The organism is Peribacillus simplex, from assembly GCF_900156045.1.
In the GTDB taxonomy this organism is placed as follows: Bacteria; Bacillota; Bacilli; order Bacillales; family DSM-1321; genus Peribacillus; species Peribacillus simplex_D.
In genome coordinates this window covers 154,041-168,862 of the sequence record NZ_FTMX01000002.1, presented here as the reverse complement: position 1 = coordinate 168,862, position 14,822 = coordinate 154,041, and the positions used below count along the sequence as shown (strand labels likewise).

General features: G+C 42.7%; 12 protein-coding genes. 11 read left to right on the top strand and 1 reads right to left on the bottom strand.

Annotation, left to right across the window (positions count from 1 at the left end; all coding sequences use genetic code 11):
* Nucleotides 1–50: 50 nt before the first annotated feature.
* Nucleotides 51–1,772, bottom strand: a complete 1,722-nt coding sequence (locus tag BW986_RS07325) for an Rqc2 family fibronectin-binding protein (RefSeq protein ID WP_076366621.1) — start codon at nucleotides 1,770–1,772, stop codon at nucleotides 51–53.
* Between the two features lie 331 nt (nucleotides 1,773–2,103).
* Here BW986_RS07325 and BW986_RS07320 point away from each other — a divergent pair, with 331 nt between their 5' ends.
* The 11 genes from BW986_RS07320 to rlmN all read left to right on the top strand — a co-directional run bounded on the left by BW986_RS07320 (nucleotide 2,104) and on the right by rlmN (nucleotide 14,821).
* Entirely contained in the window at nucleotides 2,104–4,782 is a 2,679-nt protein-coding gene (locus tag BW986_RS07320) for a calcium-translocating P-type ATPase, SERCA-type (RefSeq protein ID WP_076367899.1), read from the top strand.
* A gap of 155 nt (nucleotides 4,783–4,937) precedes the next feature.
* A complete protein-coding gene (locus BW986_RS07315; RefSeq protein WP_076366619.1) occupies nucleotides 4,938–5,813 on the top strand; it encodes a YicC/YloC family endoribonuclease in 876 nt (291 codons plus the stop codon).
* 53 nt (nucleotides 5,814–5,866) lie between these two features.
* Nucleotides 5,867–6,130, top strand: coding sequence for an extracellular matrix/biofilm regulator RemA (remA, locus tag BW986_RS07310; protein WP_034313813.1), 264 nt, complete (start codon nucleotides 5,867–5,869; stop codon nucleotides 6,128–6,130).
* A gap of 10 nt (nucleotides 6,131–6,140) precedes the next feature.
* Entirely contained in the window at nucleotides 6,141–6,755 is a 615-nt protein-coding gene (gene gmk, locus BW986_RS07305) for a guanylate kinase (RefSeq protein ID WP_076366617.1), read from the top strand.
* Between the two features lie 3 nt (nucleotides 6,756–6,758).
* Nucleotides 6,759–6,962 carry a DNA-directed RNA polymerase subunit omega gene (gene rpoZ, locus BW986_RS07300; RefSeq protein ID WP_076366615.1) on the top strand — a complete coding sequence of 68 codons (204 nt, stop codon included), beginning with the start codon at nucleotides 6,759–6,761 and terminating at the stop codon, nucleotides 6,960–6,962.
* Nucleotides 6,963–7,221: 259 nt separating this feature from the next.
* The gene (gene coaBC / locus BW986_RS07295) at nucleotides 7,222–8,433 is read left to right on the top strand and encodes a bifunctional phosphopantothenoylcysteine decarboxylase/phosphopantothenate--cysteine ligase CoaBC (protein WP_076366613.1); all 1,212 of its coding nucleotides are present in this window, start codon (nucleotides 7,222–7,224) and stop codon (nucleotides 8,431–8,433) included.
* Between the two features lie 6 nt (nucleotides 8,434–8,439).
* Nucleotides 8,440–10,851, top strand: coding sequence for a primosomal protein N' (gene priA / locus BW986_RS07290; RefSeq protein WP_076366611.1), 2,412 nt, complete (start codon nucleotides 8,440–8,442; stop codon nucleotides 10,849–10,851).
* 95 nt (nucleotides 10,852–10,946) lie between these two features.
* Nucleotides 10,947–11,432, top strand: a complete 486-nt coding sequence (gene def, locus BW986_RS07285; RefSeq protein ID WP_076366609.1) for a peptide deformylase — start codon at nucleotides 10,947–10,949, stop codon at nucleotides 11,430–11,432.
* The gene (gene fmt, locus BW986_RS07280) at nucleotides 11,429–12,388 is read left to right on the top strand and encodes a methionyl-tRNA formyltransferase (RefSeq protein WP_076366607.1); all 960 of its coding nucleotides are present in this window, start codon (nucleotides 11,429–11,431) and stop codon (nucleotides 12,386–12,388) included. Before def ends, fmt begins: the two co-directional genes overlap by 4 nt.
* A complete protein-coding gene (gene rsmB / locus BW986_RS07275) occupies nucleotides 12,375–13,727 on the top strand; it encodes a 16S rRNA (cytosine(967)-C(5))-methyltransferase RsmB (RefSeq protein ID WP_076366605.1) in 1,353 nt (450 codons plus the stop codon). Before fmt ends, rsmB begins: the two co-directional genes overlap by 14 nt.
* Nucleotides 13,727–14,821: a dual-specificity RNA methyltransferase RlmN gene (gene rlmN, locus BW986_RS07270; RefSeq protein WP_076366603.1), complete on the top strand. Its 1,095-nt coding sequence runs from the start codon at nucleotides 13,727–13,729 to the stop codon at nucleotides 14,819–14,821. The genes rsmB and rlmN overlap by 1 nt, the downstream gene beginning before the upstream one ends.
* The last annotated feature ends 1 nt before the right edge of the window (nucleotide 14,822 follow it).

Sequence of the window (14,822 nt, the reverse complement as noted above, 5' to 3'; positions counted from 1 at the left end):
TAGAGGTGGCCCAATCGCGAAGGATTGGGCCACCTCTATTTTTTTACCTTTCAATCCTTTACCGCTTCCTTTAAGCGTATGACAGTATCGGCATCAGGTGTAATATATACGGTCTGCTGCTGGTCGTAGATCACGAACCCGGGTTTGGAGCCTTTCGGTTTCTTAACATGGCGAACTTGTGTGAAGTCAACGGGCACTGAGCTCGATTGCTGTGCTTTACTGAAAAAAGCTGCTAATACGGCTGCCTCTTTTATCGTTTTTTCACTTGGCGATTCATTTCGAATCACAACATGCGAGCCAGGTATATCTTTGCTATGAAGCCAGATTTCATCACGGCGTGCAAATTTATTCGTTAGATAATCATTTTGTTTATTATTCTTCCCGACAAAAATGAGATCTCCATCCGTAGCATAATATGTTTCAAGCTGCGGTTTTGCATTTGCAGGCTTTTTCATGCCTTTTTTCTTTTTTTGCCTAATGTATCCTTCTTCCTGAAGTTCTTCGCGAATCTCCTCTATATCTCTGGGTGAAGCTGATTGGAGCTGCTGATGCAAGGCTTCAAAGTAGGCCAATTCCAATTTTGTTTTTTCGATTTGTTCTTGGACTACTCCGACTGCATTTTTGGACTTTTGGTATCTGGAGAAGTACTTTTGTGCATTATCTGATGGATTTTTTAATGGGTCAAGCGGGATGGTGACCATACTTTGTTCTTCATCATAATAATTGACGACTTCTATTTCCTTCATGCCTTTTTTCATTTGATATAGATTAGCAGTAAGCAGCTCACCGAATAACTGATACTGTTCTCCGCGTTCCGTATCTTTTAATGTACGTTCAAGCTTCCCGATTTTTTTTGAATTCTTTTCTATTTCATTAGTAATGAAACGTTCTACATCCTGGCTCTTTTGCTTAACTCGATCTCTTTCTGCCTTTCCGAAGTAATAGCGGTCGAGCATCTCGCTCAATGAAGAAAACGTACGTTGATTCCCAGTCAGATGCTCTAGTGAAAGCATATAAAAAACTTCTTTATTACCATCTTGTTTGATCATCGCTGTGTAGTTTTGCTCCGAGATTTCTTGGATAATCTTTAAAAAAGCTGATGGAAGGGTCGTGCTGTTGGCAAGTCCAGCCCGGTAAACGGCTTCCTTTGCAACCAATGGTGAAACTCCAGAAAAATGGGCAACAAGCTGTCGATCCAGCTTTCCTGCATTGAAGTCAATATTCTTCCTTATATCATCCTCGGTAGCCTCGAAGGGATTCTTCTTTTCTTGTGCGGGCGGGGCCAAATATTCCTGGCCGGGCAATATCGCACGATAACTGTTAACGGCATGTGAAACATGCTTAATACTGTCCAAAATCATATTTCGTTCTTTATCGACTAAAACAATGTTGCTGTGACGTCCCATGATTTCGATGATTAACTGTTTTTGAGAGACATCACCAAGCTCATTGCGGCCCTTCACTTCAAAAATGATCATCCTATCAAGTTCATATTGATAAATATTTTCTATCGTATAGCCTTCGAGGTGCTTCCTAAGAAGCATACAGAACATGGGAGCCTCTTTGGGATTTTCATAACCCTCTTCGGTCATTTGCACCCTCGAATAACTTGGGTGGGCTGATAATAAGAGCTTATGGTTCTTACCTCCAGCACGAACAACCAGTATTACTTCATTTTTATAAGGCTGATGTACCTTATTGATTCGTCCACCTTTTAATAAAGAAGCGATTTCTTCCGTCATCGCTTTCGTGAATAATCCATCAAATGACATTCTATTTTTACTTCCTTTACATAAGATTTTCTAAGAACTCATTTTTGCCAGGGAGATATCGCTTTTTTTGGTTCCTGAGATTAATAGCAAATTTGGTCCATTCATCATGAATAGCGGTCGTTCATTCATTAAATTATCCCGATCGTTCTTCTTTCCGCAATTCTGTTTAATTATAGCATTATTTTGGACGAGTCTGAATAATCATGGAAGAAGAGCAGGTTGTTTTATGTATCGGTAAGCAGGCAGGTGTTGGATGAGTTAAGCAAAAAGCGCCTGTTGAGATGTATACAGGAGCCTATTTCATTCTATTCAAAGGGATGTGTGATACTTGATGGAGTTCAAGGAAATGAATAATCAAGAAATGGAGAAAGCGCTTCAAACAAACGTTACACACGGTTTGGAAGATGATGAAGTAAAGGACAGGCTGCGAAAGCATGGCTTTAACGAATTGAAGGAAGGAGAAAAACAGTCAGCCATTCTTTTATTTTTCGCCCAATTCAAAGATTTCATGGTCATAGTTTTACTTGCCGCAACCTTAGTCTCCGGGATTTTGGGTGAATATATCGATGCGATTGCCATCATGGCGATTGTTTTTTTGAATGGATTACTTGGATTTTTCCAAGAACGGAAGGCTGAGAAATCCTTGGATGCCCTTAAGGAAATGGCTGCGCCGCAAGTTAACGTACTTCGGGATGGTCAGTGGCTGAAAATCCCATCGCGAGAAGTCGTAGTAGGGGATATCCTGAAGTTTTCGAGTGGTGACCGAATTGGTGCCGATTTACGGATCATCGAGCATTCAAGCCTTGAAATAGAAGAGTCTGCTCTTACCGGCGAGTCACTCCCGTCCGTTAAATGTTCTGATCCATTGATGAATGAGGTTGAAGGTATCGGTGACCAGGAAAATATGGCATTTATGGGGACGATGGTAACAAGAGGAAATGGGGCCGGAATCGTAATCGCTACAGGAATGAATACGGCGATGGGCAAAATTGCGGACCTCCTGCAGACTGCAGAAACAAAAGAAACACCGCTTCAACGGCGGTTGGAGCAGCTAGGCAAAATTTTGATCATCACGGCTTTAATATTAACTGTAATCGTGGTCCTGACTGGCGTCATTCAAGGGCATGACCTCTATACGATGTTCTTGGCCGGGGTTTCTTTGGCTGTTGCGGCGATTCCCGAGGGCTTGCCAGCCATTGTGACTGTAGCATTGTCTTTGGGCGTTCAGCGTATGATCAAACAAAAAGCGATTGTCCGCAAGCTTCCTGCCGTAGAAACACTTGGCTGCGCAACGGTAATTTGCTCAGATAAGACAGGAACGCTGACACAAAACAAAATGACGGTGACGAAGGTCTGGAGTGGAGGGAAAACTTGGGATGTCGGCGGTACTGGTTATAATCCTGTCGGAGAGTTTTCTTTAGAGGGAGTTTCAGTTGCCCCGAAAAACCATAATGCCTTGCTTCAAATGATTACATTCGGCATGCTCTGTAATAAAGCCGAGTTAAAGGAGAATGATAAACGATACATTTTAGACGGTGATCCGACAGAAGGGGCGATGTTGGTCGCGGCAATGAAAGCGGGTTTGACGAGGGAACACTTGTCTAAGAGATTTACGATAGTCAAGGAGTTTCCATTTGACTCGAGCCGCAAAATGATGAGTGTCATCGTGAAGGATGATAAAGATAATCATTTCGTCATCGTTAAAGGGGCCCCTGATGTATTGATCGCCCAGTCCGACACGATCCTTTGGGAAGGAAAGTCGGAAATATTGAATCAGAGGAGTAAGGAAAGGGTGCAACAGGACATGAATGAGCTTGCCTCTCAGGCACTTCGAATGATTGCTGTTGGTTATAAACCCCTTTCAAAGGGAACGATTTTACTTCATGAAACCGAAGCAGAGCGCAATTTGACTTTCATGGGACTGCAGGGCATGATCGATCCCCCACGTCCGGAAGTGAAGCAGGCAGTTAAGGAATGCAGGGATGCCGGGATCAAAACTGTCATGATTACTGGCGACCATGTAATAACTGCAAAGGCAATAGCTAAAGAACTTGGTATTTTAAAAGGAAAAGACCGTGTTCTGGAAGGACGGCAATTGGCCGACATGGAAGTCGGGGAACTTGAGGAAGTTGTTGAAACTGTTTCGGTATTTGCCCGCGTTTCCCCGGAACATAAGTTGAAAATCGTTAAAGCCTTGCAAAATAAAGGACATGTCGTTGCAATGACAGGGGATGGTGTCAATGATGCCCCTGCGATAAAATCAGCGGATATTGGTATATCCATGGGTATCACAGGTACTGATGTCGCTAAGGAAGCTTCTTCCTTGATATTGGTTGACGACAATTTCGCCACTATTAAATCGGCCATCAATGAAGGCAGGAATATTTACGAGAACATCAGGAAGTTCATCCGTTATCTGCTTGCTTCCAATGTTGGGGAGATTTTGGTCATGTTTTTTGCGATGCTATGTGCCTTGCCGTTACCTTTGATACCAATCCAGATCTTATTCGTGAACCTTGTTACCGACGGACTGCCTGCGATGGCGTTGGGACTGGATTCCGCAGAAGAAGATGTAATGAAGAGAAATCCAAGAAATGCTAATGAAGGTGTTTTTGGAAGAGGGCTTGGCTGGAAGATCATCTCTCGTGGTTTTCTGATCGGGATTTCTACCTTGATCGCATTTTATGTGGTATATCGTGCAAATCCGGATAATCTTGCCTATGCACAAACGATTGCGTTCGCTACCTTGGTACTAGCTCAGCTAATACATGTATTCGATTGCCGAAGCGAACGTTCGATCTTCTCGAGAAATCCATTCGGTAACCTTTATCTAGTGGGGGCGGTACTGTCCTCCCTATTATTGATGGTAGCCGTCATGTATGTGCAGTCTTTACAAACGATCTTTCATACTGTACCGATTTCGGGAAGGGATTGGCTATTGGTTATAGGGATGGCATCCATTCCAACTTTTTTACTGGCTGGAACCTTTTTAGCAAGAAAAGCACAATAATATATGATATAATCTTTAAGGTGGTAGAGTCATGCTCTATTGCCTTTTTATTTTTGTAGTATTTTATTTGTGAGCTAAAGTTTTCGTGACGTAGCTAATATATAATGAAAGTTAAAGGCCAAATTACTACATTATGTTTGATAGGATGTGGAACCATGGTTACCAGTATGACGGGCTATGGAAGAGAAGAAGCGGAAAACAAACAGGTCAAGGTCTTTGCCGAAATTAAGACCGTGAACCATCGTTTTTGTGAATATACGATTCGGATGCCGCGCCAGCTTTTGGTTTTGGAAGAAAAAGTGAAGAAGAAGGCGAATCAATACATAAGAAGGGGACGGGTGGAAATCTTCATCACAGTGGAAGGTGAGAGCCTGGTTTCCAAAAAGGTGAAGATCGATTGGGATCTTGCGGATCAGTATGTTGGATTGATGGACGAAGTCAAGGGAAAATACAACCTGGAAAGTTCCATTACATTACAGGATATGCTGCAACTTGAATCGGTTTTCATAACGGAAGAAGTACCTGCGGTTCCTGCCGATTTGGAATCCCTATTATTGAATGCCGTCACTGGGGCATTGGAAAATCTGAAAAAAATGCGGAATCTGGAAGGTCAGGAACTGGCCTTGGACATGAATCGCCAGCTGAAAAAGTTTGGTGAGATTGTAGCAGGGGTCAAAATGCATGCACCTTCAGTCGTCGAGAAATATAAAGCCCGGTTGGAAATCAAACTTGCCGAGTTGACTGAAGGATTGATTGAAGATAGCCGTATTGTGACAGAAGCGGCCATTTTTGCCGATAAATGTGATATTAATGAAGAACTGACCAGACTCGATAGCCATGTACAGCAATTTTCAAGGACGCTTACCCACAGTGAACCAATTGGAAGGAAACTTGACTTCCTTGTCCAGGAAATGAACAGGGAAGTCAATACGATTGGATCAAAGGCAAATGATTCGTCCATTACCAAAGAAGTGGTGGAAATGAAAAGTCTTCTTGAAAAATTAAAGGAACAGGTTCAAAATATCGAGTAGTCGGTTTATGATGAACCTAACAAGGTGACAATAGATATGAATGGGGGACAAAAATGTCAATTAAGCTCATTAATATTGGTTTTGGGAATATCGTTTCCGCAAACCGGATCGTATCCATCGTGAGCCCTGAATCGGCTCCGATCAAAAGGATCATCCAAGACGCCCGTGACCGCGGATCCTTAATAGATGCTACATATGGTAGAAGAACCAGGGCCGTAATAATTACAGACAGCGACCATGTTATCTTATCTGCCGTTCAACCGGAAACGGTTGCTGCACGGCTCCAAGACAGAGATGACAGCGTAGAAGAGGGGTAACTGAAACAATATGAGAGAAAAAGGTTTATTAATCGTTTTGTCCGGTCCATCCGGTGTTGGTAAAGGAACTGTAAGGAAGGCGATTTTTTCTCAGCCAGGAACGGCATTCGAATATTCAATTTCGATGACGACACGGCTGCCTCGCCATGGTGAAGTGGACGGAGTGGACTATTTCTTCAAAAAACGCGAGGAATTCGAAGCACTTATCAAAGAAGGAAAATTGCTGGAATATGCTGAGTTCGTCGGTAATTATTATGGAACACCCGTGGATTATGTCCGTGAAACAATCGATTCCGGAAAAGATGTATTTCTGGAAATAGAAGTTCAAGGAGCTAAACAGGTCCGGGAGAAATTCCCTGAAGGACTTTTCATTTTCCTTGCTCCTCCGAGTTTGACTGAACTCGAAAGCCGCATCGTTACTCGCGGAACCGAGACGGAGGAAGCGATAAAAGGACGGATGAAGGTGGCTAAGGAAGAAATAGAACTTATGGATCTATACGATTATGTTGTAGAAAATGATCATGTGGATGCCGCATGTGCGCGAATTAATGCAATTGTAATTGCCGAGCATTGCCGTCGGGAAAGAGTTGCTGTTTTATATAAAAAAATGTTGGAGGCGGAATAAATTATGTTATATCCATCAATTGATTCTCTATTACTTAAAATCGATTCTAAATACTCACTTGTATCAGTGGCGGCTAAGCGCGCCAGGGAAATGCAAATTAAAGATAATTGCCTCGTAAAACCGGTTTCCCATAAAGCGGTAGGTCGTGCCCTTGAAGAAATTCATTCCGGTAAATTGACTTATGATAATTCTTACGAGGAAAACTAAGAGAACACATAGCTTGACCTATCGGGCCTGACACCCTAAAGCAAACAGGAGCGTTACATTTGGAAAGTGCTTCCTTCCTGCGGCCAAGGTGTCAGGCCTGTTTGTTTTGATTTTTTTAGGAGTTACCAAAGTCAATGAGTAAACAAGAAAAGATGGAATGTCTGGGGGAATCCATATGTTATTGCGCATTTCAAATGAAATTTCTTCGGTTTTCCGTCATAATTAGAAAAAATAGAATGTATAGTTAGGGGAAATTTGCATGCTTATCGATAAAAAAGTACTTCTTTGTGTCACCGGCGGGATTGCTGTATATAAGGCTGCTGCCCTGACAAGTAAATTAACTCAGGAAGGTGCGCATGTAAAAGTGATCATGAGTGAATCGGCACGTAAGTTCGTGACGCCGCTCACCTTTCAGGCACTTTCGAGAAATGATGTTTATACAGATACTTTTGATGAGAAGGATTCTTCAGTCATTGCCCACATCGATTTGGCTGATTGGGCTGATATCATCCTGTTAGTCCCAGCTACAGCCAATGTCATTGGCAAGGTAGCCAATGGAATCGCGGATGATATGATCACGACCACGCTACTGGCAACGGAAGCCCCTGTTTGGGTTGCACCGGCAATGAACGTGCACATGTACGGTCATCCAGCGGTTCAGAAAAATATGGAGACACTTCGGTCGTTTGGATATCAATTCATTGAACCGGGTGAAGGGTATTTGGCCTGCGGTTATGTCGGAAAAGGGCGATTGGAGGAACCGGAAACAATCGTAGAACACCTTAATCGATATTTCGGTGAACGCAAATCACAGAAACAACAGCCTCTTAAAGGAAAGAAATATTTGATAACGGCAGGACCGACTCGTGAAGCGATTGATCCGGTGCGTTACGTGACGAATCATTCCAGCGGCAAAATGGGCTATGCCCTAGCTGAAGAGGCAATTGAAATGGGTGCTGAAGTGACATTGATCACTGGCCCCGTGAACTTGACGCCACCTTTCAAGGCTAGAATAATACCAGTTGAATCTGCAGCGGATATGTATGATGCGGTATTCGAACAGTTCGATTCCAGTGACGTCGTAATCATGACGGCTGCAGTTGCGGACTATAAACCAAAGATTTATCATGCTCAAAAGATGAAAAAGCAGCCAGGGGAAAATGTGATTGAATTTGAACGTACAAAGGATATCCTCAAGGAACTCGGTGAAAATAAAACTCATCAGATCTTGGTAGGTTTTGCGGCTGAAACGAACAACGTTGAAGAATACGCAAGAGGAAAATTGGTCAAAAAGAATGCAGATATGATCGTTGCCAATAATGTTACCGTCGCAGGGGCAGGATTTGGAACGGATACGAACATCGTGACCATTTACGATAAAGATGGAAGTGCGACCGAACTTCCAAAAATGAGTAAAGCGGATATAGCTAAAAGCATCCTGGCAGAAGTATCCCGCATGCAAAAGGAATGATGTCTTATGGATATAGCATCCGTCATCGTGGATGTACCTGCTAAACAAACGGATCGAGAATTCGACTATCGGATACCTGAAAAGTGGAACCAAGTCATCAAGCCCGGAATGCGAGTCATCGTCCCATTCGGTCCAAGAATGGTACAGGGATTCGTCACAGGCTTAAAAGCTAAAAGCGAATTTGCGAAATTACGCAATATAAAGGAACCGATGGATTTGGAGCCCATCCTTAATGATGAATTGCTGCAGCTTGGTGACTGGTTGACCAAAGAGGCGATGTGTTTTAAAATTTCAGCGCTGCAGGCCATGCTTCCGGCAGCGATGAAAGCAAAGTATGAAAAAGTTATTAAAGTCGTTGAAGATAAAAAGGATCAGCTTCCTCTCTTCATTCAAAACTTTTTTGGGAAAAATGATTCAATATCTTGGAAAGACGTGATTGAAGGGGAGAACGCCTCCCTCTTTCAAAAGGAAATGCAGAATGGCAATCTTGAGCTTGTATATAATGTGAAAAACCGACTAAATAAGAAGACGGTCCGTGTCATTAAATCTTTGCTTTCCCCTAAGGAACTGAAAGAAATGGCATCAGCCATGTCCAGCCATGCAAAAAAACAACAGGAACTCCTTCAATACTTTATTGAACATCAAGAAACCATTCCGTTAAAGGAATTGCTTGAATTGATAAACACATCAAGCGGTACTGTCAAATCCCTAGTGTCGAAAGGGGCTTTGGCCGAAATAGATCAAGAAATATACCGTAATCCGTATGAAAACCGTGTGTTCGAAAAATCCACACCCTTTACACTAACAGCTGAACAAACAGCTGCCTTGAAGCCCATCAACGAGAAGATACATCATGATGAACATGATGTCTTTCTTTTATATGGTGTAACCGGCAGCGGGAAGACGGAAGTGTATCTACAGGCAATTGCCTCTGTCATTGAAAAAGGAAAGGAAGCCATCATGCTTGTACCTGAAATCTCCTTAACGCCACAGACGGTGAAGCGGTTTAAGGAACGATTTGGTGAGCAGGTAGCTGTGATGCATAGCGGTTTATCCGTAGGTGAAAAATATGATGAATGGCGGAAAATTCATCGTAAGGAAGTTAAAGTGGTGGTGGGGGCGCGTTCAGCCGTGTTTGCTCCTTTTGAAAACCTGGGGCTGGTCATCATTGATGAAGAACATGAATCCAGTTATAAGCAAGAAGAAACACCAAGGTACCACGCCAGGGATGTTGCCATTGAAAGAGCAAAATCATATAGGTGTCCGGTAATTCTTGGAAGCGCCACACCTACACTTGAATCTTTTGCGCGTGCCAAGAAAAACGTCTATAAATTATTGACCCTTAGCCAGAGGATGAATGAAAATGCGTTGCCAGCAGTGGATATTGTAGATATGAGGGAAGAACTAAGAACGGGAAATCGTTCCATGTTTTCGGAGCTGCTCTTTACCAAGCTGAAAGACCGGCTTGAGAAGGGGGAGCAAACAGTCCTGATGCTAAATAAAAGGGGACATTCTTCCTTTGTGATGTGCCGAAGCTGCGGATTGGTCATCAACTGCCCTAATTGTGACATTTCACTCACTTATCATCGCTTTAATGATATAATGAAATGCCATTATTGTGGGTTTGAAGAGGGAATGCCTTCCGTTTGCCCTGAATGTGAAAGTGAGCATATAAGGTTCTTCGGTACAGGCACTCAAAAGGTTGAAGAAGAGCTAGCAAAAATCCTCCCTGAAGCACGGGTCATACGAATGGATGTTGACACGACGAGCAAGAAAGGTTCACATGAGCGGTTGCTGAATGCCTTTGGTGAAGGGAAGGCAGATATATTGCTAGGAACCCAAATGATAGCCAAGGGCCTTGATTTTCCTAATATCACTCTTGTTGGAGTCCTATCAGCTGATACGATGCTACATCTGCCTGATTTCCGTTCTTCTGAAAAGACATTCCAGCTGCTGACACAGGTAAGCGGAAGGGCGGGACGTCATCAGCTTCCTGGAGAAGTGGTCATCCAAACCTATACGCCTGAGCACTACAGCATCGAGCTTTCTGCCTTACAGGATTTTGATGCTTTTTATGAACGGGAGATGCATCTAAGGAGGCAAAGTCATTACCCTCCCTATTATTATGTTGTCCTTATAACCGTTTCACATGAAGACTTAATGAAGACGGTCAGTGTTACTGAAAAAATCACCAATTATTTAGGCTCACGATTGAATCGGGATTCTATCGTACTAGGTCCGGTTGCTTCGCCCATTAGTCGAATCAACAATAGATATCGCTATCAATGTCTGATAAAATACAAACGAGAGCCGGACCTTAGTCAGCATTTACGCACACTTTTGGAGCATTACCAAAAAGAAACCGCTCAAAATCATCTGCAGATTTCAATAGATTTAAATCCACAGATCATGATGTAATTGTTTGAGAGATGGATGATTACCGCGAGCTGTTACAGCTTGCGTTTTTATATAATGAAGTGTTGTTTTTCATATCTAGGAGGGTACCTTTAATTTTGGCTATTTTACCGATTGTCTTGTTTCCTGAAAAAATTTTACAACAAAAATGCGATAAAGTAACAAGTTTTGATAAAAAGTTGGCAAAGCTGTTAAATAATATGTATGAAACGATGGTGGAGGCGGATGGCGTTGGACTTGCAGCACCTCAGGTAGGCGTGAAAAAGCAAGTGGCCGTCGTTGAAATAGAGGAAGGATCAGGTGCTATCGAACTGATTAATCCGGAAGTGCTGGAAATGGAAGGCGAACAGACAGGTGTTGAAGGATGCTTGAGCTTCCCGAGTTTATATGGCGAAGTATCGCGTCCATACCGTGTCAAAGTCCGGGCACAAGACCGAAATGGATCTTTTTTCGAGATAGAAGCGGAGGATTTCCTCGCGAGGGCCCTTCAGCACGAAATTGATCATCTGCAAGGAGTTTTATTTACAAGTAAGGTTTCCCGGTATATTACGGAAGAAGAGTTAGAAAGGTTTGGGGAAGAATGACAAAAATTATATTTATGGGTACTCCGGACTTTTCAGTGCCGGTATTGAGAAGAATCATTGATGAAGGGTATGATGTGATCGCTGTGGTCACACAGCCCGATCGTCCAGTAGGCCGCAAAAAGGTGCTGACACCGCCGCCAGTTAAGGTCGAAGCCGAAAAGCAGGGGATTCCCGTTTATCAGCCCGAAAAGATCCGTGAAAAAGAAGAACTTGAAAAAATCATAGCATTGAATCCTGACTTAGTGGTGACGGCGGCTTTCGGTCAAATCCTTCCGAATGAATTGCTGGATGCCCCTAGGTACGGATGTATTAATGTACATGCCTCCCTGCTCCCTGAACTGCGTGGAGGGGCGCCAATTCATTATTCCATTTTACAAGGGAAAGAAAAGACGGGAATAACCATCATGTATATGGCGGAAAAATTGGATGCCGGTGATATATTGACTCAGGCGGAAGTTATTATAGAAGAAGAAGACAATGTAGGTACACTGCATGATAAATTAAGCAAGATAGGGTCGGATTTACTTGCAGAGACGCTTCCGAAACTTATAAATCAGGAGTTACAGGCGATCAAGCAGGATGAGGCAAAAGCGTCTTTTGCGCCAAACATAAAACGGTCTGAGGAAAAAATCGACTGGTCGAAATCAGGGGAAGACATCTATAACCATGTACGTGGCCTGAATCCCTGGCCTGTTGCTTATACAACCTTAGACGGGGCCATTTTGAAAATTTGGCAGGTAAAGAAACTTGAAGATGGCAATCAGGCAGTGCCGGGCACGGTCATTGATGTACAAAGTGATGGTTTCATCGTTTCGACAGGCAATGAGACGGCAATACTAGTTACAGAACTGCAGCCTTCAGGGAAGAAAAAAATGCCGGCGAAAGATTATTTGCGCGGAGCCGGATCGTTCATTAAAGCAGACATGAAGTTAGGAGAACAGAATGAAGCAAACTAAAAAGGGAGTACGTGAAATCACTCTCGATATCTTGGAATCTGTAGAGAAAAACCAATCCTACAGTAACCTATTATTGAACAATTTGATTAAAAAGCACCAGTTATCCGCCGTGGATAGCGGGCTGCTTACAGAAATAAGCTACGGTACCATACAGCGGAAGATGACTTTGGATTATTATTTGAACCCATATATTAAACAACCGAAAAAAACGCAAAGCTGGGTCATCAATTTACTTAGACTTTCCGTTTACCAAATGGTCTATTTGGATAAGGTGCCTGATCATGCAATCATTTTCGAGGCCGTCGAAATTTCCAAAAAGCGCGGGCATAAAGGTACATCTTCGATGGTAAATGGTGTACTTCGTAATATTCAAAGAAATGGTGTTCCTTCTTTAGGTGATATTAAAGATGATCTGGAACGGCTTTCCATAGAAGTAAGTCATCCAATTTGGTTGGTCAAGCGTTGGGTGGAGCAATTTGGTTATGAAAAGACCAAGGAAATGTGTGAAATCAACTTAACTGCGCCTTTACAGACGGGACGGGTTAATTTAAAGAAGATTTCACGCCGTGAACTGATCAGCATTTTAACGGAAGAAGGATATGAAGTTGAAGCAAGTGAAGTCGTTCCCGAAGCAATCGTCAGCTATAAAGGGAATCTTGCTCATTCAGAAAGCTACAAATTAGGGTATTTATCGATTCAGGACGAGAGCTCAATGCTTGTAGCCCATGCATTAGGTGCTAATGAAAATGATGCTGTACTCGATTGCTGTGCTGCACCTGGAGGGAAAACGACACATATCGCAGAAGGCTTGACCACTGGACAAGTATATGCGCTCGACCTTCATGAGCATAAGGTCAAGCTCATAAAAGAGCAGGCTGAGCGACTAAAACTCAGAAACAATATTAAGACAATGGCCCTTGATAGCAGGAAAGTGCAAGAACACTTTAATAAGGAAGGGTTTGACAGGGTGCTGATCGATGCACCATGTTCCGGGTTGGGAGTCATGCGCCGGAAGCCTGATGTAAAGTACACTAAAACAAAAGATGATATAATGAAACTCTCAAGTATACAAAAACAATTATTGGAATCGGCTGCCCCGCTTGTCAAGCAAGGCGGACGGTTAGTATATAGTACCTGTACGGTGGATAAAGAAGAAAATGACAAAGTCGCTGCAGCATTTTTGGAAAGCCATCCGGATTTTGAAAGCGATGCAACCTTGTTCACAAGAATGCCTGAAAGCGTTCAGCCATTTATTGAGGGTCATACGCTGCAAGTTTTTCCGCAATATTTTAGCAGTGACGGATTCTTTATTGCGAGTTTTAGAAAGAAGGTGCTGTAATGGCAGAAATCACCAAATCATCTAGAGTAAGAAAAGACACGACACCAGAAAAACCATCGATCTATTCATTAGAGCTTCACCAAATTAAAGAATGGCTTGTTCAAAATGGAGAGAAGGCATTCCGGGCCGATCAAGTATATGACTGGCTTTATAAAAAGCGTGTCTCCAGTTTTGAAGATATGTCCAACCTTTCGAAAACATTAAGGGATAAGTTGGAATCACAATTCACCTTCACGACATTGAAAACTTTGATTCAGCAAACGTCAAATGACGGAACGATAAAGTTTTTATTTGAACTCCATGATGGATATTCGATTGAAACGGTGTTGATGCGCCATGAATACGGAAACTCCATTTGCGTGACAACGCAGGTAGGATGTAGAATTGGCTGTACATTCTGTGCATCGACATTAGGCGGTTTAAAGCGTAATCTTGAATCAGGGGAAATTGTTGCCCAGGTCGTTAAAGTTCAGCAAGCACTTGACGAATCGGAGGAACGTGTTAGTTCCGTAGTTATCATGGGAATCGGTGAACCGTTTGATAACTACGATAATATGATGTCATTCTTGAAGAATATAAACCATGAAAAGGGCTTGAACATCGGCGCACGTCATATTACCGTTTCCACAAGTGGGATCATTCCTAAAATCTATAAGTTTGCCGAAGAAAGCATGCAAATAAACTTTGCTGTTTCCCTTCATGCACCGAATACGGAATTGAGAAGTAAATTGATGCCGATCAATAAGGCCTACAAACTTCCAGACTTGATTGAAGCCATCAAATACTATACAGAAAAAACAGGTCGCCGTGTAAGTTTTGAATATGGTCTATTCGGTGGCGAAAATGATACAGTGGAGCACGCAGAAGAATTAGCAAGTTTAATAAAAGGGATAAAATGCCATGTTAACTTAATACCGGTTAACTATGTACCTGAACGCAACTATGTACGTACACCTCGTGACCAAATTTTTGAGTTTGAAAAAACATTGAAGAAGCGCGGTATTAATGTAACGATCCGAAGGGAACAAGGCAGTGATATTGACGCAGCCTGCGGCCAGCTTCGGGCCAAGGAGCGCAAAGAAGAGACGAGGTGAC

What these genes read in the sequence shown, in the direction of transcription:
- BW986_RS07325 (WP_076366621.1), bottom strand. Translation starts at nt 1,772, where the DNA reads ATGTCATTTGATGGATTATTCACGAAAGCGATGACGGAAGAAATCGCT.
- BW986_RS07320 (WP_076367899.1), top strand. Translation starts at nt 2,104, where the DNA reads ATGGAGTTCAAGGAAATGAATAATCAAGAAATGGAGAAAGCGCTTCAA.
- BW986_RS07315 (WP_076366619.1), top strand. Translation starts at nt 4,938, where the DNA reads ATGGTTACCAGTATGACGGGCTATGGAAGAGAAGAAGCGGAAAACAAA.
- remA (WP_034313813.1), top strand. Translation starts at nt 5,867, where the DNA reads ATGTCAATTAAGCTCATTAATATTGGTTTTGGGAATATCGTTTCCGCA.
- gmk (WP_076366617.1), top strand. Translation starts at nt 6,141, where the DNA reads ATGAGAGAAAAAGGTTTATTAATCGTTTTGTCCGGTCCATCCGGTGTT.
- rpoZ (WP_076366615.1), top strand. Translation starts at nt 6,759, where the DNA reads ATGTTATATCCATCAATTGATTCTCTATTACTTAAAATCGATTCTAAA.
- coaBC (WP_076366613.1), top strand. Translation starts at nt 7,222, where the DNA reads ATGCTTATCGATAAAAAAGTACTTCTTTGTGTCACCGGCGGGATTGCT.
- priA (WP_076366611.1), top strand. Translation starts at nt 8,440, where the DNA reads ATGGATATAGCATCCGTCATCGTGGATGTACCTGCTAAACAAACGGAT.
- fmt (WP_076366607.1), top strand. Translation starts at nt 11,429, where the DNA reads ATGACAAAAATTATATTTATGGGTACTCCGGACTTTTCAGTGCCGGTA.
- rsmB (WP_076366605.1), top strand. Translation starts at nt 12,375, where the DNA reads ATGAAGCAAACTAAAAAGGGAGTACGTGAAATCACTCTCGATATCTTG.
- rlmN (WP_076366603.1), top strand. Translation starts at nt 13,727, where the DNA reads ATGGCAGAAATCACCAAATCATCTAGAGTAAGAAAAGACACGACACCA.